General features: G+C 73.4%; 14 protein-coding genes. 6 read left to right on the top strand and 8 right to left on the bottom strand.

Going from position 1 to position 17,682, the window contains the following annotated elements; all coding sequences use genetic code 11:
• Positions 1–190: 190 nt before the first annotated feature.
• From ACWDR0_RS16430 to ACWDR0_RS16420, 3 genes are all read left to right on the top strand, one after another.
• A complete protein-coding gene (locus tag ACWDR0_RS16430) occupies positions 191–1,939 on the top strand; it encodes an alkaline phosphatase D family protein (protein ID WP_456352365.1) in 1,749 nt (582 codons plus the stop codon).
• Between the two features lie 73 nt (positions 1,940–2,012).
• On the top strand, positions 2,013–3,530 hold the full coding sequence (locus tag ACWDR0_RS16425) for a multidrug effflux MFS transporter (protein ID WP_456352364.1): 1,518 nt from the start codon (positions 2,013–2,015) through the stop codon (positions 3,528–3,530).
• Between the two features lie 493 nt (positions 3,531–4,023).
• Positions 4,024–5,070 carry a small ribosomal subunit Rsm22 family protein gene (locus tag ACWDR0_RS16420; protein ID WP_456352363.1) on the top strand — a complete coding sequence of 349 codons (1,047 nt, stop codon included), beginning with the start codon at positions 4,024–4,026 and terminating at the stop codon, positions 5,068–5,070.
• Between the two features lie 49 nt (positions 5,071–5,119).
• Here ACWDR0_RS16420 and ddaH read toward each other — a convergent pair whose 3' ends face one another.
• Positions 5,120–5,950 (bottom strand): dimethylargininase, encoded by an 831-nt coding sequence (gene ddaH, locus ACWDR0_RS16415; RefSeq protein ID WP_456352362.1) that lies wholly within the window; start codon positions 5,948–5,950, stop codon positions 5,120–5,122.
• Between the two features lie 236 nt (positions 5,951–6,186).
• Here ddaH and ACWDR0_RS16410 point away from each other — a divergent pair, with 236 nt between their 5' ends.
• Both ACWDR0_RS16410 and ACWDR0_RS16405 read left to right on the top strand, forming a co-directional pair.
• Positions 6,187–6,798 (top strand): TetR/AcrR family transcriptional regulator, encoded by a 612-nt coding sequence (locus ACWDR0_RS16410; RefSeq protein WP_456352361.1) that lies wholly within the window; start codon positions 6,187–6,189, stop codon positions 6,796–6,798.
• Positions 6,799–7,166: 368 nt separating this feature from the next.
• Positions 7,167–7,913 carry a bifunctional DNA primase/polymerase gene (locus ACWDR0_RS16405; RefSeq protein WP_456352360.1) on the top strand — a complete coding sequence of 249 codons (747 nt, stop codon included), beginning with the start codon at positions 7,167–7,169 and terminating at the stop codon, positions 7,911–7,913.
• A gap of 56 nt (positions 7,914–7,969) precedes the next feature.
• Here the strand turns inward: ACWDR0_RS16405 and ACWDR0_RS16400 are convergent, their stop codons facing one another.
• The 7 genes from ACWDR0_RS16400 to efeO form a co-directional block, all read right to left on the bottom strand.
• Positions 7,970–9,409, bottom strand: a complete 1,440-nt coding sequence (locus ACWDR0_RS16400) for a PA14 domain-containing protein (RefSeq protein ID WP_456352359.1) — start codon at positions 9,407–9,409, stop codon at positions 7,970–7,972.
• A gap of 141 nt (positions 9,410–9,550) precedes the next feature.
• Positions 9,551–10,507, bottom strand: coding sequence for a hypothetical protein (locus ACWDR0_RS16395; RefSeq protein WP_456352378.1), 957 nt, complete (start codon positions 10,505–10,507; stop codon positions 9,551–9,553).
• Complete coding sequence (locus ACWDR0_RS16390; RefSeq protein ID WP_456352358.1) at positions 10,416–11,390, bottom strand: FTR1 family protein; 975 nt, start codon at positions 11,388–11,390, stop codon at positions 10,416–10,418. The genes ACWDR0_RS16395 and ACWDR0_RS16390 overlap by 92 nt, the downstream gene beginning before the upstream one ends.
• A 119-nt stretch (positions 11,391–11,509) precedes the next feature.
• A complete protein-coding gene (locus tag ACWDR0_RS16385) occupies positions 11,510–12,289 on the bottom strand; it encodes a hypothetical protein (protein WP_456352357.1) in 780 nt (259 codons plus the stop codon).
• A gap of 175 nt (positions 12,290–12,464) precedes the next feature.
• Positions 12,465–13,394 (bottom strand): iron uptake transporter permease EfeU, encoded by a 930-nt coding sequence (gene efeU / locus ACWDR0_RS16380; RefSeq protein ID WP_456352356.1) that lies wholly within the window; start codon positions 13,392–13,394, stop codon positions 12,465–12,467.
• A gap of 53 nt (positions 13,395–13,447) precedes the next feature.
• A complete protein-coding gene (gene efeB, locus ACWDR0_RS16375) occupies positions 13,448–14,716 on the bottom strand; it encodes an iron uptake transporter deferrochelatase/peroxidase subunit (protein WP_456352355.1) in 1,269 nt (422 codons plus the stop codon).
• Positions 14,717–14,726: 10 nt separating this feature from the next.
• Positions 14,727–15,878, bottom strand: coding sequence for an iron uptake system protein EfeO (gene efeO, locus ACWDR0_RS16370; protein WP_456352354.1), 1,152 nt, complete (start codon positions 15,876–15,878; stop codon positions 14,727–14,729).
• A 363-nt stretch (positions 15,879–16,241) separates the two neighbouring features.
• Between efeO and ACWDR0_RS16365 the strand changes: the two genes are divergently transcribed.
• On the top strand, positions 16,242–17,627 hold the full coding sequence (locus tag ACWDR0_RS16365; protein WP_456352353.1) for an erythromycin esterase family protein: 1,386 nt from the start codon (positions 16,242–16,244) through the stop codon (positions 17,625–17,627).
• The last annotated feature ends 55 nt before the right edge of the window (positions 17,628–17,682 follow it).

The raw sequence follows: 17,682 nt of genomic DNA, 5'->3' as shown, positions 1-17,682 counted from the left end.
GTCCCGGGGCTCCGATCCACCCGCGTTCTGGAACAGCGGGTCGACACGGTCGAAATGCGCCACAAGTTGATCAAAAAGCATGGTCACATCGGTCGGTGAGGTTACATCCGTGGGCAGCACCGTACGTTCCCGTCCACCGGCGACGCCGTCCGCTCCGGCGCGTCCGCGGCCACCGACCGGAGGGAGCCCGTTGAGCAGCCCGTCCAGCACCGAGCACCCCGCCGAACTCCGGGCCGCCGCCCGCCGGCTCCTCCACCTCGGAGCCGTGGCGCCCGCGCTTCCCGGGCCGGACCGCGGCGAGCGTCCGGGCCCCGGCGACCGTCCCGCCCGCGGTGACCGTCCCGTCCCCGGCGACCGTCCGGGCCCCGGCCGCCGGGCCTTCCTCGGCACCGCCGGAGCCGCCGCCGTCCTCGCCTTCGCCACCGGACTGCCCGGCAGCGCCCATGCCGCCGCCGTGGACCCGGCCAGGATCAAACGCGACCCGTTCACCCTCGGCGTCGCCTCCGGCGACCCGCTGCCGGAGTCCGTCCTCCTCTGGACCCGGCTGGCGCCGCGCCCCTACGAACCGGACCGCGGGCTGCCGCGCGGCAGCTTCGCCGTCAACTGGGAGGTCGCCCACGACGACCGCTTCGCCCATATCGCCCGGCGCGGCTCGGCGACCGCGCACCCCGAGTTCGACCACAGCCTCCATGTGGAGGTCACCGGCCTCGAACCGGCCCGGGTCTACTTCTACCGCTTCCGCACCGGGAAGTGGATCAGCCCGGTGGGCCGGACCCGCACCGCTCCCGCGCCCGGCGCCCGGGTCCGGGAGCTGCGGGTCGCCCTGGCCTCCTGCCAGGCGTACCACGACGGCTACTTCACCGCCCACGCCCATCTCGCCGCCGAGGACCTCGACGCGGTCCTCCACCTCGGCGACTACCTGTACGAGTACCCCGTCGGCGCCCGCGGGGGCGCCCGCGCCTACCGCGACCGCAAACTCCCCAAGCGCTTCGACCGGGAGACCCGCACCCTCGCCGAATACCGGCTCCGCTACGGCCTCTACAAATCGGACCCGGACCTGCGGGCCGCGCACGCCGCCCACCCCTTCGTGATGACCTGGGACGACCACGAGACCGAGAACAACTACGCGGGCCGCAGACCGGAGAACGGCGTACGGCCCGAGGACTTCCTGCTGCGCCGGGCCGCCGCGTACCGCGCGTACTGGGAGAACCAGCCGCTGCGGCTGCCGCAGCGCCCCAAGGGCTCCGATATGCGGCTCTACCGCAGGCTGCACTTCGGGCGGCTCGCCCAGTTCGATGTGCTCGACACCCGCCAGTACCGCTCCGACCAGGCGTACGGCGACGGCTGGCGGCGCCCGGGCCCGGCATCCGAAGCACCCCGGCGCACCATGCTCGGCGCGGGCCAGGAGCGGTGGCTCATCGACGGCTGGCACGCGTCCACCGCCCGCTGGAACCTGGTGCCGCAGCAGGTCACCTTCGCCCGGCGGCGCGATGTGCCGGGCGCGGGCTACAAACTGAGCATGGACTCCTGGGACGGCTATCCGGCCGCCCGCGCCCGGGTGCTGGCGGGGGCCGAGGCCGCCGGGATCCGGAATCTGGTCGTGCTCACCGGCGATGTGCATGTGGCGTACGGATTCGACCTGAAGGCGGAGTGGGACGACCCGGGCTCCCGGACCGTCGGCACCGAGATCGCCACCACCTCCATCAGCAGCGGCCGCGACGGCACCGCCCGGCCGCCGAACTGGTCCCGGCTGCTGGAGGCCAACCCCCATCTGAGGTTCTACGACGGCCGGCGCGGCTACACCGTGCTGACCCTGCGGGAGCACACGGCCCGCGCCGACTTCCGCGCGGTACCCGCCGTGACCGTGCCGGGCGCGCCGGTACTGACCGCGGGTTCACTGCTGATGATCGCGGGCAGTCCGGGCCTCCGGCAGGCCTGAGCCGTCCCTCCCGGGCGCGGAGGCTGCGAATATAGGTGCAGCATTCAACGACAGGGTGACAGGGAGGGCGGCGATGGCCGAGCGGACGAGCGGCCCGGCGGACGGGGCCGGGGCGGGGCACATAGGCCGGGGGCGCCCGGACGCGGCGGTCCCCACCGGAACGGAACCGCCGGTCACCGCGGGCCCCGGGGGTGCGGCGGCTGCCGGCCCGGGGGTCGCGGGAGCCGGTCCGGGGGTCGCGGGAGCTGTGGGCGCGGCCGCCGCCGTGGTCCCCGCTCAGGCGGGCCCCACCGGCCCCACCGGCCCTGCCGGGTCCGCCGGGTCCGGCCCGGAGGCCCTGGAGGCCACCGGTCCCGCGGAGCGCACGGTTCCTCCGGTACCCCCGGCGCGGCGGGCCGGGCTGCTGGTCACGCTCGTCCTGGGCGGAATGGCCGCGCTGCCGCCGCTCTCCATGGACATGTACCTGCCCGCGCTGCCCGCCGTGACGGACTCCCTCTCGGCGCCCGCCGCCACCATCCAGCTCACCCTCACCACCTGTATCGCCGGTCTCGCCCTGGGACAGCTCGTCGCGGGGCCGCTCAGCGACCGCTGGGGGCGCCGGATCCCGCTGCTCACCGGGATGGTCGTGTACGTCGTCGCGACCGCCCTGTGCGCCTTCGCCCCCAACGCCGGGGCGCTGATCGGCCTGCGGCTGGTCCAGGGGCTGGCGGGCGCCGCGGGCATCGTGATCGCCCGGGCCGTGGTCCGCGATCTGTTCGAGGGCGTGGCGATGGCCCGCTTCTTCTCCACCCTGATGCTGATCTCCGGCGTCGCCCCGGTCGTCGCACCGCTGATCGGCGGCCAGGTCCTCCGCTTCACCGACTGGCGGGGCATCTTCCTGGTCCTCACCGGCGTCGGGGCCGTACTGACCCTGGTGATCCTCAAGTGGCTGCCCGAGACCCTGCCGCGCGAGGCGCGCCGGACGGGCGGCGTCGGGGAGTCGCTGCGGACGATGCGCGGCCTGCTCGGCGACCGGGTGTTCACCGGGTACGTGCTCACCGGGGCCTTCTCCTTCGCCGCCCTGTTCGCCTATATCGCCGCCTCCCCCTTCGTCGTCCAGGAGATCTACGGGGCGTCACCGCAGGCGTTCAGCCTGCTGTTCGGCCTCAACTCCGTCGGACTGATCGCGGTCGGCCAGATCAACGGCCGGCTGCTCGTCGGCCGGGTCAGCCTCGACAAGGCGCTGGCCTGCGGACTGGTGGTGATCGTCCTCGCGGCGGCGGCGCTGACCGTGATGACGACGGGAGTCCTCGGGGAGCCGGGGCTCGTGGGCGTCGCGGCCGGGCTCTTCGTGCTGATGGCGGCGCAGGGTCTGACCATGCCGAACACCAACGCCCTGGCCCTGAACCGCACCCCGCACGCGGCGGGCTCGGCCTCCGCGCTGATCGGCACCTCCGGCTTTCTGATGGGCGCGGTCGCCTCCCCGCTGGTGGGTCTGGCGGGTGAGGACACGGCGGTCCCGATGGCCGTGGTCCAGCTGGTCTGCGGACTGGCGGCGGTCGCCTCCTTCCTGCTGCTCTGCCGCCCCCGGCGCAGCCCGTCCCCCCTCTGAGCCGGGGCGCCTCCCGCCGGGGCGCCTCCCGCTCGGGTTCCTCGCGCCCAGGTCTCCCGGGGGCCCTGTTGCCCGCAGGTGCGGGTTGCTTCTGCGCCTCAAGCGCCGGCGGGGCCGGGCCGCCTCCCGCTGGGGTTCCTCGCCCCAGGGGCCCTGGGGTGTGCCTTGCCCGTGGGTGCGGGTTGCTTCTGCGCCTCAAGCGCCGGCGGGGCTGAAGTTGGTGACCGTTGCTTCGTGGGGTCGTCACCGGCCTTGCTTGGGCTCGGGTGTGTCGTGGGCCTCCGGGCTCACCTCCTCGCCGACGGCGATGCACCGCCCTGAAGCGCGTCCCGTCTTGTCGCCATCGGCTGCGGGGGCGACCCTGCACCCCACTCCCACGTGATCCCGACATGATCAGGCGGTCAATGTCCCTGATGGTGTCGCCGTCACCGGGGGGAGATGTCTTGCGGTCACCCGGGACGGAGGTCTTCCGTTTGCCGCCTAGAATTCCTTGGTGAGCGACACCCTCCCCGCCCCCGATGCCGAGACCACCGCCGACGCCCTCCGCCGGGGGCTCGCCGCGCTGGTCGACGGGCTGCCGCCGAACCGGGCCGCGCAGGCCGTCGAGCGGCTGATCGCGAACTACCGGGGCGAGACCCCCACCGGCGCCCCCGTGCTGCGGGACCGGTCGGACGTGGTCGCGTACGCGGCGTACCGGATGCCCGCGACCTTCGAGGCGGTACGGTCGGCCCTCGCCGCGCTGCGGGACGCGGCTCCCGACTGGGTGCCCGCCACGCATACCGACATCGGCGGCGGTACCGGGGCCGCGAGCTGGGCCGTCGCGGGGGAGTGGCGGACCGCGACGACCGTCCTCGACTGGGCCGAACCGGCGCTCGGCCTCGGGCGGGAGCTGGCGGCCGGCTCCGGCGGGGCCGGCCCGGACGGCGCCCGCTGGGAGCGCGCCCGGATCAGCGCGGCGCTCCGGATCGAGAACACCGATCTCGTCACCGTCTCGTACGTCCTCAAGGAGCTGACCGCGGCCGACCGTACCGCCGTCGTCACCGAGGCCGCCCGTGCCGCGCAGGCCGTGGTGATCGTCGAGCCGGGCACCCCCGACGGATACGAGCGGATCATCGCGGCCCGGGATCTGCTCACCGCCGCCGGGATGACCGTCGCCGCGCCCTGCCCGCACAGCGGCCCGTGCCCCATCGTGCCGGGCTCCGACTGGTGCCACTTCTCGGCCCGGGTCGCCCGCTCGTCCCTGCACCGCCAGGTCAAGGGCGGCTCCCTGGCGTACGAGGACGAGAAGTTCAGCTATGTGGCCGCGACCCGTTTCCCGGTCCGCCCCGTCGGCGCCCGGATCACCCGGAAGCCGCAGATCCGCAAGGGGCTGGTGCTGCTGGACCTCTGCACCGGGCACGGCGGCCTCGACCGGGTGAACGTCACCAAGCGCCAGGGGCCGCTCTACAAGGACGCGCGGGACGCCGCCTGGGGCGACGAGTGGCCGCCGCCGGAGCGGGACGACCCGGCCGCCGGATCCCCGGACCCCCGGGACGGCTGACCCCTCCCGGGCCCCGGGACGGGCGCTCCCGCCCCGGGGCCCGGCGCGGTCAGGCGGCCGCGCGGATCTCCTGCGTACAGCACTTCACACTGCCGCCGCCCTTCAGCAGCTCGCCCAGGTCCATCCCGAGCGGCTCGAAGCCGCGGTCCCGCAGCGGATCGAACAGCCCCACCGCCGCCTGCGGCAGCAGCACATGGCGGCCGTCGGCGACGGCGTTGAGTCCGAGGGCCGCCGCGTCCTTCTCCGCGGCGACCAGCGCGTCGGGGAAGAGCCGGGCCAGCACCGCGCGGCTCCCCGGGGAGAACGCGTCCGGGTAGTACATGATCTCGTCGGCCGCGTCGTCCAGGACGCACAGGGCCGTGTCCAGGTGGTAGTAGCGGGGGTCGATCAGGTCCAGGCCGATCACCGGCCGCCCGAAGAACTCCTGGGCCTCGCCGTGGGAGAGCGGGGAGGACCGGAAGCCCCGCCCGGCGAGTACGTACGAGGCGGTGACGGCGAAGTCGCCCTCGCCCTCGTTGATATGGGCCGCCTCGTGGACCTCGGTGAATCCGGCGGCCCGGAACCAGTCCCGGTGCACCGCGGCCTCGGCCTCGCGCTCCCGGTGCGCGAAGCGGGCCCCCAGCACCCGCCCGTCGATGACGGTGGCACCGTTGGCGGCGAAGACCATGTCGGGCAGTCCGGGGCGCGGGGCGAGCAGTTCGACGGTGTGGCCGAGGGCCAGATAGCGGTCCCGCAGGTCCTCCCACTGGGTCATGGCCAGCGGCAGGTCGACGGGCTTGGAGGGGTCCATCCACGGGTTGATGGAGTACGTCACCTGGAAGTGCGCGGGTGGGCACATCAGATAACGGCGGGGCGATGCTTCGCGAAGCGATGAGCGCAAGGTGGGCTCCTCACGGACGAAACGGCGGATACGCGGGTATGCGTGGAAGCCATGGTGCGGCCAAGTACCCGGATCCGCACCGGGCGTGCGTCGACCTGATGATCCCGGGGGAGCCCCGGGCCGCCCGCGGGAAGCGCCGCCGGTCACCACCCCCGTAGACCGCCCCGTCATCCGTCCCGTGGACCATTCCGTAAACGAGACGATACGTATCGGCTCATCATTGCTAGATTGGGGGCATGGCAGAGACCGAGAACAGGCCCCCCGACTCCACCCGGCGCAGCGAGCGCTCCCGCCGCGCCATCTACGACGCCGCGCTCGCCCTGGTCACCGAGGTCGGCTACGCCCGTACGACCATCGAGGGCATCGCCTCCCGCGCGGGCGTCGGCAAGCAGACCATCTACCGCTGGTGGCCCTCGAAGGCCGCCGTCCTGCTCGAAGCCTTTCTCGACCTGGCCGGTACCGCCGACCCGGCGCACGGCGGGTTCCCCGACACGGGTGATCTGGAGGCCGACCTCAAGGCCGTCCTTCGGGCCTCCGTCGACGAGCTGACCGATCCACGGTACGAGGGACCCACCCGGGCCCTCGCCGCCGCCGGCATCGTCGACGAGACCGTCGGCGCCGAGTTCCTGGAAAAGCTCCTCGACCCGGGCCTCCGGCTCTACACCGGACGGCTGGCGGCGGCGCAGGAGGCGGGCGAGGCGGACCCGGGGATCGACCCCAGGATCGCCACCGAACTCTTCGTCGGCCCGCTGCTGCACCGCTGGCTGCTGCGGACCCTGCCGCTGACCCACGACTACGCCGACCGGATCGTGGAGTACGCCCTGTACGGACTGCGCCCGCGCGGGTGATCCGGGACCGGGCCGCCGGTGATCAGGAGGTGATCAGGGGGTGATCAGGGGACACCGGAGGGTGATCCCTGCCACTTCCCCGGGACGCCCGCCGCACCCTCCGGCCCCCTGCCCCGAGCCTCCCCGGCCCCGCCGCCACGGGCCCGCGGGCCCCGGCCGGGGCCTTCGTACCGGCCGTGTACCGGCCCCCGGCCCGTCCGCCGGGCCCGGCCGGCGACCGGCGCGGCGCAGTATCCCGCACTCCCTCCCCGTGCGCCCCGGAATGCGCGGACAGGGCATCCGGTTGGGGACAGTGGACTCCCGCGGCGCAGGATGGTGGGACCATGGCAGGGACCGCGAGGGGCGAGCTGTGATCTGTGAGGGGATAGATGGGCGACGGTAAAGGCCGTTACCGCGGCACGGGGAACGGGCTCCCCCGGGAGAGCAGGCTGGCCGGCTGGCTGCGCAGGCGCTCACGGGAAAGTGAGCCGGACGACTCCGGCCGTGAGGATCTGCTGCTTGCCGTCGCCGCCGCGGGACTGCCACTCGCGCCCGCCGCGTACCCCGTCGCGTACCGGTGCTCGTGCGAGCGCATCGGCTGCCCGACCCCGGGCCGCCACCCCGTCTCGTTCGCCTGGCAGACGCAGTCCACGACCGACCCCGCGCAGATCGCGCGCTGGGCCGAGGGCGAGCCCGAGGCGAATTTCATCACCGCGACCGGCATGGTCCACGACGTCCTGGACGTCCCCCTCGAAGCGGGCCGCAACGCTCTCGCGAAGCTGCTGGAGCAGGGGGTCGAGGTCGGCCCGGTCGCCGAGGCGACCGGTGACGGCGAGGACGCCCGCGCGCTCTTCTTCACCCAGACCCGGGGCACCCCCGAGGACGAGGACGAGTGGTGGCCCTGCGAGCTGGACTGCCACCCCGAGACCATGGCCGAGCACCCGGGCCTGCGCTGGCACTGTCGCGGCAGCTATGTACTGGTCCCGCCGTCCCGGCTGCCGGGTGACCACGGAGTGACCTGGGTCCGGGGCCCGGAGCACGCCCTCCCCGAACCCCTGATCCTGCTGGGCGCCCTGACGGACGCCTGTGCCCGGTACGCGGTCGAGCACGAGGAGGCCTGGCCGCTCCACCACTGAGCGGCCGGCCCTCCCGGGCCCGGGGACACGAGTCCGCCGGGCCCCTTCGGCGTACCTCAGCCCGCCGGCCTCGTCACGGTGACGACATCGGTGTACGGCGAGTAGTTCAGGGCCCGGTCGAAGGTGCGCGCCCGGTACTCGTAGGTGCCGCCGTCCCGCGGCAGCGGATCGCAGACGGTGAGCCTGGCGCCGAGCCGCGGATTGAACTCCTCGTGGCCGATGACCGTCCAGGCGTCCGCGCCCGCCGCGCGCCGCTCGATCGCGAGCCCGTCGAAGTCGCGGATCGGGGCGGGCGTGTAGTCGGTGGCCTTCGCCTCGACGCCCCCGGTGCAGGAGCCCAGGGTCAGATGGGGCGCGTACATGGGCGCCACCCGGTCCGGCACCGTGAGCCAGAGTTCATTGGGGGCGTTGGCCTCCAGCCGGTCCGGGTTGCGGGTGGTGGTGCCGCCGTCGTTGGTGACGAGGACGCGGTACCACCGGCCCCCGCCGTCGGCCGGTCCCGCGTCGGCGGTCCAGGTGGTGCCCCTGGTCGTTCCGAGCGGGACCCAGCGGTAGTAGCCGTCCACCTCCCGCTGCTCCAGCACCGTGTAGTAGTCGAAGTGCGGCTCCTTGTTCTGGGGCCACTTCAGGGCGACCTTGCCGGTCGTCTCGTTGTAGCTGCCGGTCAGCGAGGTCACCACGGGCACCGGATTGCTGATGACGTCCGTACTGCCCGCCGAGGTGTTGCCCGTCCTGTCCGCGGCCCGCAGCTCGTAGTAGTAGGGCTCGCGGTCGTCGGCGACGACCAGATGGTCGGTGTGGGTGCGGGCGGTGGTGGTGGCCACCTTCCACCACTTGGTGCTCCAGGTGGGCCGCCGGTAGAGGGTGTAACCGGCGAGGTCCATCTCCTTGTTGGCGGTCCAGGAGACCGTGGTGCGGCGGGTCGTGGTGTTGTAGGCGGTCTTCAGCCCGGTGGGGACGAGCGGCTTCGTCTTGTCGTAGCGGGCCGAGGTCCGGGGCGTATAGACGAACTTGACCTTGGCGGCACCGGACCAGTTCACGAAGTCGACCCGGAGGGTGTGCCGTCCGGCGGGGACGGTGAGATTGACCCCCTGGGCGCGGGCGGTGTCGCCGGTGCCCTTCCACAGGTCCAGCTTGCGGACGCCGTCCAGATAGACGCGGACACCGTCGGTGGCGGAGGCGGTGAAGGTGAAGGGGCCGCCGGAGCCGAAGTCGCGGCTCACCGTCCAGCGGACGGAGAAGTTGTCCTTCGGTACGCCGGAGGCCGGGCTTCCGGACCAGTTCCGGTTGACGGACCCGTCGCAGTCCGTCCGGGCCGGGGCGCCGGTGAACGACGCGTTCTTGTAGATCGTCCGCTGGTAGACATTGGCCGCGCAGACGGGGGCCGCGGTGGTCTGCGGGGCGGCCGCGGCCGGCGGGACCGCGGTGAGCAGGCTGCCGAGGACGACGACGGACAGGGCGCCACCGGTGCCGGTGGCGGCAACTGATCTGTGCACAGGGGCCTTTCGCTGAGAAAGCGGGCGGGTGCGTACGCCATGGAGGCGTACGGCTCGGAGACGCACCGCCCCGCGGAAAGGTTGCCCCCGCGCACGGAATCCCGCCGCGGAGTTCCGCCGGGGCGCCGCCGCCCCCGGCCCTCAGGTGCCCTTCGCCGTGGTGAGACCCGCCAGCCGGCTCAGGATCTCGGTCTTCCCGGCGCCGCCCGCCGCCGGGACCAGCGCCGCCTGGGCGGACACCCGCTCCTTCGTCAGCGAGGTGTGCACCGTGCCCGTCAGCAGCGGCTTCACATCCGGGTGGACGGTCAGCTTCACCCCGCCCGCCGCGGTCTGCCGCTCATAGGTGCGGATCGTGAAGAACGTCAGCGCCCCGCCGTCCTCGGTGGGGAACGCCAGCGGCGCGAAGTCGCCGGTGTCCAGCGGCTGGTCGATCCACTGGGTGGAGATCCCCGGCAGGTTCGACGAGCGCCGCCGGACGTCGCGCCACTGCGAGGTGTGCGGGCCGTCGCCGAAGACCGGGGGCGTCCCCGACTGCATATAGGACGAGTAGCCCTTGGGCAGTCCGTCCGGCCGCTGCGCCAGCTTCCCGGTCGACGCCGGGAGCATCGTCACATACCCCTCGCCGTCCCGCTTCAGCTTCGGCGCCTTCGCCGCGGGCACCGCGTTCAGATAGCCGACCTTCCAGATGTCCGTGGGGCCGCCGCGGAGGAAGACCAGCAGCCACCGCTCGTCACCGGGGCCGCCGTCCCGGTCGCGGTTGGAGTCCGTATCGGCCAGGAAGTACCGCGGCCAGCCTGCCTTCTTCGGTATGGAGAAGGTGACATCGGTCAGCTCCAGCGGGGTGTGCCGCGGATTGCCGCCGGGGTACGTCACACTGCGGGACTTCATACCGGCCTGGTTGACCGCGCCCAGCGGACCGGTGACCCGGTCGGCGTCCAGCGCCGGATCGTACGCCTTGTCCGCGGCGTTGAACGCGGCCACGAACTCCTTCAGCGCCTCGGCCGCCTCAGCTTCCGTCGCCGACGGGACGACCGCCCGTTCCCCGTGCACCGTCACACAGCCGCTCGCCGTCAGGGCCAGTACGGCCGCCGACGCCACGAGCCCCGTCACGGCCGTCCCCCGGCCCCGGCGTCGCCGTGCTCCCACCCGAATCGGCCTCTCCATCGGTCGTCTTCCCCTCGGCCCCCGCGCCCCCGACTGAACGACCGAACCTTATCGGGGAGAGGAGGAGAAGGAGCACGGGGACCGCATACAGGCACCAGACGGTGATCTGGAGGGCGGTGGGGAAGGGGCTGAACCCGGTGGCCGCCCCGAGCACGGTCCCGTACCAGCTGTCGCCCGGGACCGCGGACTGGACGTCGTACACCGGGGTCCGGTCACCGCCGAGCACACCGGCGGCCTGGAGACCGCCGGTGCCCCGGGCGAGCAGTCCGGCCGCGGCGAGGGCGGGCAGGGCCGCCGCCGCGGCGCGGAACCGGCGGTCCGGGCGGATCCGCGGCAGGCCGTGGCGGGCCGCCAGGGTCAGGAGGACCGCGGCGGAGACGCCCAGTGCCACCCCGGCAAGCGGCAGAACGCTCGCTTCCGTGCCGGTCGCGGCCCGGGCCGCGCCCCCGGTGAACCGGGCCGGGGCGAGACCGCCCTGTGCCGTGACGAGAGCGGCGGCGGCGACCACGACACCCGCGGGCAGCGGCCGTTGCGGTGCCGCGCGGCGGACTTCCAGGACCGCCCGGCCGATCAGCGCGGCGGCCGCCACCGCCGACATCCCGGCGAGGACCGCGTCCGCCGCGGCCGTCGGGCGGCGGCCGCCGGACTCGACGAGTTGGTCGAGGACGAGGAGCGACCCGAAGGTGCCGCCGACGGCCAGGAGGACCGGCCGGAGCAGCCGGGCGCGGTGCGTCCCTGCGGCCACGGCGAGCAGCGGGGCGATGACGAGACCCGCGGTGAGAGCGGTGCCCAGACCGAACAGAAACGTGCCGTACACGGTGGAGCGACCGCCTTCCCCCGTTGACCGGATCAGCCCCGGTGCCTCGGATCCTGGGAACACCCCCGTGCGCACCGAGCGGCACGGATACCCGTCGGAGGAGCCCTCGGAAGGCCCCGTCAGAAACCTTCGAGTCCCTCGGGCAGCGCCGCGAGGGCCCGGTCGTCCAGGGTGCGGCGCCGGTTGAAGGCCCAGGCGTCGTCGTAGCCGGTCAGATAGCGGCCCGCGATCGTCCGGTAGCGGGGGAGCCCCGCGCGCAGTTCCGCATGCTGCTCCTCGGCCGTGCCGAAGGTACCGGTGCCGGGTGCGGCCGACTCGGTGTGGAAGAAGTCCGCGTAGGCCTCGGTGTGCGCGGAGAGTTCGTGGTTGAGGATCTCGGCGATCGCGCCGGGCTCGACCAGGCTGGTCCCGGTCTCCACCGTCACCTTGATGTAGAGGGACTCGCCCGGGTGCGCCGCGAGCCAGTGCCGCACCTGATCGGGGGTGAGACGGGTGAGGTCCTCGGGCTCCTGCGGGGGCCCCGCGGACGCGTCCGTTCCCCCCGCGGCCCGCTTCGGCAGCCGATGGAGCAACTGGGTCTCGCCCACCGCCTTGCCGCTCAGACTGCCGATGATCAGCACATCGACGCCGGGTATCGACTCCAGCCGGGGGACCAGCGCCGTCGCGGGCCCCGGGGGAGCGGGCCACAGCCCCCACCGGGCGTCCTCGGGCTCGGCGGGCCGGTCACAGGCCCGGAAACGGGTCCACGCCTCCTGGAAAGCCGCCGTTGCGGCGGCCATGTTCGCGTTCTTCCGCGCCGCGATCGCCTGCTGTCTCCGTTCGGTCTCCGGGTCGTCGGAAGGCTTCACCACCACGGGCGGCGGAGCCGCCTGGAACAGACCTGCGAGGAACACTGCCATCGATGTCTCCCCCCGGGGCCGGACACTCCGGCCCCCACGGCCGGTACGACCCACGACGGGATCGTGTCACAGCGGCCACGGCACCGGTGGGGAACAAGAGTTCCCCGGGGCGGTGGTGTTCCACGATGCGGGAGGTACGCAGGGTGCTGCTCCGGGGCAGCCGTGCAATCCGGGCTCAGCCGCCTGCCACCGGACCCGGACTCTGGTCCCGGCCCTGGTCCTGACTCCGGTCCTGACTCCGGTCCTGACCCCGGCCCTGACCCGGCCCGGGTACCGCCTGCTTCCTGCCGGCTGTACCCGGGCTGCCGGGCCGCAGGAAGAGCAGGAGCGTCGGGACCAGGTACAGCAACCAGACGGTGACCTGGAGCTCGGTCGGGTCGGGCTGGAAGTTGACGGTGCCCTTCAGCAGCGTGCCGTACCAGGAGTCCGGCGGAATCGTCGTACTGATGTCGAACGCCTTGTCCGCCAGACCGCCCAGGAAGCGGGCCTCCTGGAGATCGTGGACGCCGTACGCCAGCACTCCGGCGGCGACCACGACCAGCAGTCCGCCGGTCCAGGTGAAGAATCGGGCCAGGTCGATGCGGATCGCGCCGCGGTAGAACAGCACGCCGAGCAGGACGGCCGTCGCGATGCCCAGCAGCACCCCGGCGATCGGCTGCCCGCTGGGGCTCTCCCCGGTCGCCGCCCGGACCGAGGCCCAGACGAACAGGGCCGTCTCCAGCCCCTCCCGCCCCACCGCGAACACTGCCGTGGCGACCAGCGCACCGGTCCCCATCCGCAGGGCCTCGTCCAGTCTGCCGTGCAGTTCGGACCGCAGGTGCCGGGCGGTGCGGCGCATCCAGAAGACCATCCATGTCACCAGTGCCACGGCGGCGATCGACAGGGTGCCGCCGAGCATCTCCTGCGCCTCGAAGGTCAACTGCTGCGAGCCGAATTCGAGGACCGAACCGAAGGCGAGGGAGATGGCGACGGCCACTCCGACCCCGGCCCAGACCGGGACCAGGGCGTCCCGGCGGCCGGTCTTCACCAGATAGGCGATCAGGATGCAGACGACGAGACTGGCTTCGAGGCCCTCGCGCAGACCGATCAGATAGTTGCCGAACACGGCGGTCCTTCCTCGGGGATACGAAAGCCGGCGGCGGAGCTCGGGAGAGATGCTCAGGAGAACAGTTCGCGGCCCCACCAGTCGTCCGGGTCCCGGACTCCCGGCGGGACGGCGAACAGCGCCGAACCGACGTGCTGGATGTACTCGTTGAGTGCGTCGGAGGCCGCCAGCCTGCGCTGGACGGGGACGAACCCCCGGTCGATATCGCGCTGGTACGCGAGGAAGAACAGCCCCGCGTCCAGGCGTCCGAGCCCGTCCGTGCCGTCCGTGAACGAATAGCCCCGGCGCAGCATCCGCGCACCGCCGTTGGAGTCCGGATGAGCCAGCCGGACATGTGCGCCCGGCAGCATCGCGGGCAGGAACGGCTCGTCGCGCTCGCGGGCCCGGCCCACCGGGGCGCCCTCGCCCTTGTCCCGGCCGAAGATGTCCTCCTGCTCCTTCAGCGGTGCCCGGTCCCAGGTCTCGACCGTCATCCGGATCCGGCGGGCGACCAGGTACGAGCCGCCGGCCAGCCAGTCCGGACCGTCACCCCGGGCGACCCACACATGGCCGTCGAGCGCGGCCGTGTCCGTACCGGAGATGTTGCGGGTGCCGTCCTTGAAGCCCATCAGATTCCGCGGGGTCTGTGCCTCGGGGGTCGTCGACGACGTCTTGCCGAAACCGAGCTGGGACCAGCGCACGGCGACCGTGCCGAACCCGATCCGGGCCAGATTGCGGATCGCGTGCACCGCTACCTGGGGGTCGTCGGCGCAGGCCTGCACACACAGGTCGCCGCCGCTGCGGGCGGGGTCGAGCCGGTCGCCGGGGAAGCTCTCCAACGGGTGCAGGGCGGCCGGGCGGCGGCCTGCCAGACCGAACCGGTCCCGGTCGAACAGGGCCGGCCCGAAGCCGACCGTCAGGGTCAGCCGGGACGGCCGCAGGCCGAGGGCTTCACCGGTGTCGTCGGGCGGCGCCTCCGGCAGGCCGCCGTAGGCGCCCGTGCCCACGGCCCGGCCCGCGCACATCCGCTCGGCCGCGCGCGTCCACTCCTTCAGCAGCCGGACCAGGGCGGCCCGGTCGCGGGTCTGCACGTCGAACGCGGCGAAGTGCAGCCGGTCCTGGACGGCGGTGGCGATCCCGGCCTGGTGCGGTCCGTGGAAGGGCACCGCCGCGCCGGGGTCGTCGGCCGCGGGCCCGTCCCGGCCGGAGAGGGCCACCGCCCCCGTACCGCCCGCGGCGACCCCGGCGGCCGCGCCGCCCCAGGCCAGCAGCGCCCGGCGGGACGGCCGGGCCGCCCGCCCGGGCTCCGCCGCGGACGAGGGCCGGTCCGTCTGTCCGGTCATCGCCCGGCCCCTACTTGACCACGGCCGCGGCGAGCCGCGACAACGGCTCGGCCAGCGCGTTCACCGCGTCGCTCAGCTCCTTGCGCTGCGCGGTGCCGACGGTGTCGTACGAGACGAAGGTGTACGCGTCGGCCGAGGGCGCCGCCCGGTCGGTGCGGTACTTGTTCAGCAGCGTCTCCAGTGCGGCGAACCGCCGGTCCAGCTCGGCCACCAGGGCCGCGTCGTTCTTCGCCGCGACCGGCTTCAGCAGCTCGTGGGACTTCCGGGCACCCTCCACATTGGCCTGGAAGTCGACCAGGTCGGTGTGGCTGTACCGCTCCTCCTCGCCGGTGACCTTGCCGGTGGCGACCTCGTCCAGCAGTTCCTTGGCGCCGTTGGCCATGGAGGTGGGGGTGAGTTCGGCGGTGCCGACGCGCCGCTGCCAGTCGTTCAGGTCCTTCATCAGGGTGGCGGCGAGCGTCTTCTCCCGCGGGCCGATCCGCCCGTCCTGCCACAGCGCCTTTTCCAGACGGTGCCAGCCGGTCCACTCCTGGCCCTTCTCCAGCCCGTCCTCGCGCAGGTCGACCCGGGGGTCGATATCGCCGAAGGACTCGGCGACCGGCTCGGTGCGTTCCCAGCCGATCCGGGACGGTGCGTACGCCTTCTTCGCCGCGGCCACGTCCCCGGCGGCGACGGCGTCCGTGAACACCTTCGCCCTGGGCAGCGTCCGCTCGGCCTGCTGCTGGACGTACTGCCGGTACGCGGCGACGGCGGCGTCCATCTCCGGGCTCCGTTTCGCCACGGCGCCCCCGGTGGCGCTGATCTTCTGCCGGATCCCGTCGCCCTTCATCCCCGGCTTGCACACGATCTCGTACGCCCCGGCCTTGACCTCGGCGGTCAGCCGCGCGGAGGTCCCGGGCCCGATGTTCTCCCGCTCGGTGACGATCCGGTCGTCCGGGAAGAGGATGTACACCTCGGTGACCTTGGACCCCTTGTTGGTGATGTCCAGTTGCACATGCCCGGCGGGTACCTCCGTCGCCGACACCTCGCAGGAGTCGTCCTTGGCGACGACGGACACGGCGCCGTCGCCACCGGAGCCGCCGGGCTTCTCGGCACAGCCGGTGACAAGGGCCAGCGCGGCGGCCGCGGTGGCGGCGCCGACGGCGGGAGAACGGAGTCGCACAGGAGTCTCCACGGGGAAAGGGACGACCGGAAACCGGCCGTCCGGCAAGGTGAGGCTGGCCTAACTTAACCCCCGCCGGAACGGCTCGAACACCTCTCTGCAGTGACCTGCGACTCATCTGCAAGATCCTTAAAAGTGCAGGTCACAGGCTTGCTATCGGGCTGTCAACAGCCGGTCAAGCCGAAGTCAAGAGCGCGCCGCGGGAGCGGCCGGCGGACCCCTCGGGCCGCCGCGCCGATGCCGTACCGGCGGCCCCGGTGTAGCGGGCTCCACCAGGAACAGGGGAGCCGCGGTCACTGCGCCGCCGGGGCGCCGCGGACGAGGATTCCCCTGTCGCCGCAGCCCACCGAAGGAGCCCCCAGCATGACCAGCCATGACCATCCGTGCATCGGCCGCCGGGCCATGCTCGTCACGGCGGCGATCGCGATGGCCCCGGCCGCCCTCGCCCCCGCGGCGGCGCAGGCGGCCCCGGCCGCCGGGCGGGACCCCGGGTGGAACACCGCCCCGGACCGCGACCCCGTCGTCCGCGCGCTGGACCGGATCGCCCACCCTCTGCGTACCGCCGAACCCGGCGGGAAGAACCACGACCTGCGGGCCCTGGGCGCGATGATCGGCGGGGCGAAGGTCGTCGGCCTCGGCGAGGCCACCCACGGCTCCCACGAGTTCTTCGCCATGAAGGAACGGCTCTTCCGGTACCTCGTCCGGGAGAAGGGGTTCCGCGCCTTCTCCCTGGAGTACAGCTGGCCCGCCGGACTGCGGATCGACGACTTCCTCCAGTCCGGCAAGGGCGACGCCCGGCAGATCGCCCGGGAGACCCTCGCCAACTCCCCCTGGGACCGCGAGGAGTTCGTCCACCTCATCGAGTGGATGCGCGACCACAACCGCCGCAACCCCACCCGGACCGTCCACTTCGTCGGCAACGACCTCGCCGGACCGGCCATCACCGACGAGTTCTTCGGCCGGATCACCGGCTATGTCCACGAGCACCACCCCGCGCTGGCCGCCCGCATCGACGGGCTCTACACCGGGCTGCGCCCCGTCGACGACGTCTTCGAGTATCTGAAGCGGCCGATCGCCGAAAGGCGGCACTTCGCCGACCGGGCCCGGCAGGCACTCGACCTGATCCGCGCGGCGGGCGGCGCCGACCGGGACGCCCACGACTGGGCCGTACAGAACGCCCGCTCCGTCGCCGACACCACGCACTTCCTGACCGTGGACACCACCGACCTTTCCGGCCTGCCCCCCTTCCAGCGCTTCCGCGACGAGGTCATGGCCCGCAACGTCCTCTGGTGGCAGCGGCGCACCGGCCACAAGGTGCTGGTCTCCGCCCACAACGACCACCTCGGCCTGATCGCCGGAACGGCCGCCATGTACCCCAAGACCCAGGGCTCCTTCCTCCGCGACGCCCTCGGCCGGGACTATCTCCCCATCGGGATGACCTTCGACCGGGGCTCCTTCCTCTCCAAGCCCGCCGCCATCGGCGGGGAGTGGCGGAAGTTCACCGTCGGCGCGGCCGCTCCCGGCAGCAACGAGCACACCCTCGACCGGGTCCGCCACCGCGACTACTACGCCGATCTGCGCGCCGCCGCGCCCGCCGCCCGCCGCTGGCTGGAGACCGCCCGCCCGGTCCGCACCATCGGCACGGAGTTCTACGAGGGCTACCCCTCCTACGATCTGGCGCTCGGCCGGTCCTTCGACGCGCTGATCCACCTCCACTCCGTACGCGAGGCCGACTTCCCCCGGCCCTGACGGAGAAACGGCCGAGGGGCCGGGCCCGCGGAAGCGGACCCGGCCCCTCAGGGTC

It is taken from the genome of Streptomyces sp. NPDC003691, assembly GCF_053981115.1.
This window is presented reverse-complemented; position numbering and strand designations above follow the sequence as displayed.

Coding starts and splice junctions, on each gene's coding strand:
- ACWDR0_RS16385 (WP_456352357.1), bottom strand. CDS start 12,289: ATGGCAGTGTTCCTCGCAGGTCTGTTCCAGGCGGCTCCGCCGCCCGTG.
- ACWDR0_RS16405 (WP_456352360.1), top strand. CDS start 7,167: ATGGGCGACGGTAAAGGCCGTTACCGCGGCACGGGGAACGGGCTCCCC.
- ACWDR0_RS16410 (WP_456352361.1), top strand. CDS start 6,187: ATGGCAGAGACCGAGAACAGGCCCCCCGACTCCACCCGGCGCAGCGAG.
- ACWDR0_RS16365 (WP_456352353.1), top strand. CDS start 16,242: ATGACCAGCCATGACCATCCGTGCATCGGCCGCCGGGCCATGCTCGTC.
- efeB (WP_456352355.1), bottom strand. CDS start 14,716: ATGACCGGACAGACGGACCGGCCCTCGTCCGCGGCGGAGCCCGGGCGG.
- ACWDR0_RS16425 (WP_456352364.1), top strand. CDS start 2,013: ATGGCCGAGCGGACGAGCGGCCCGGCGGACGGGGCCGGGGCGGGGCAC.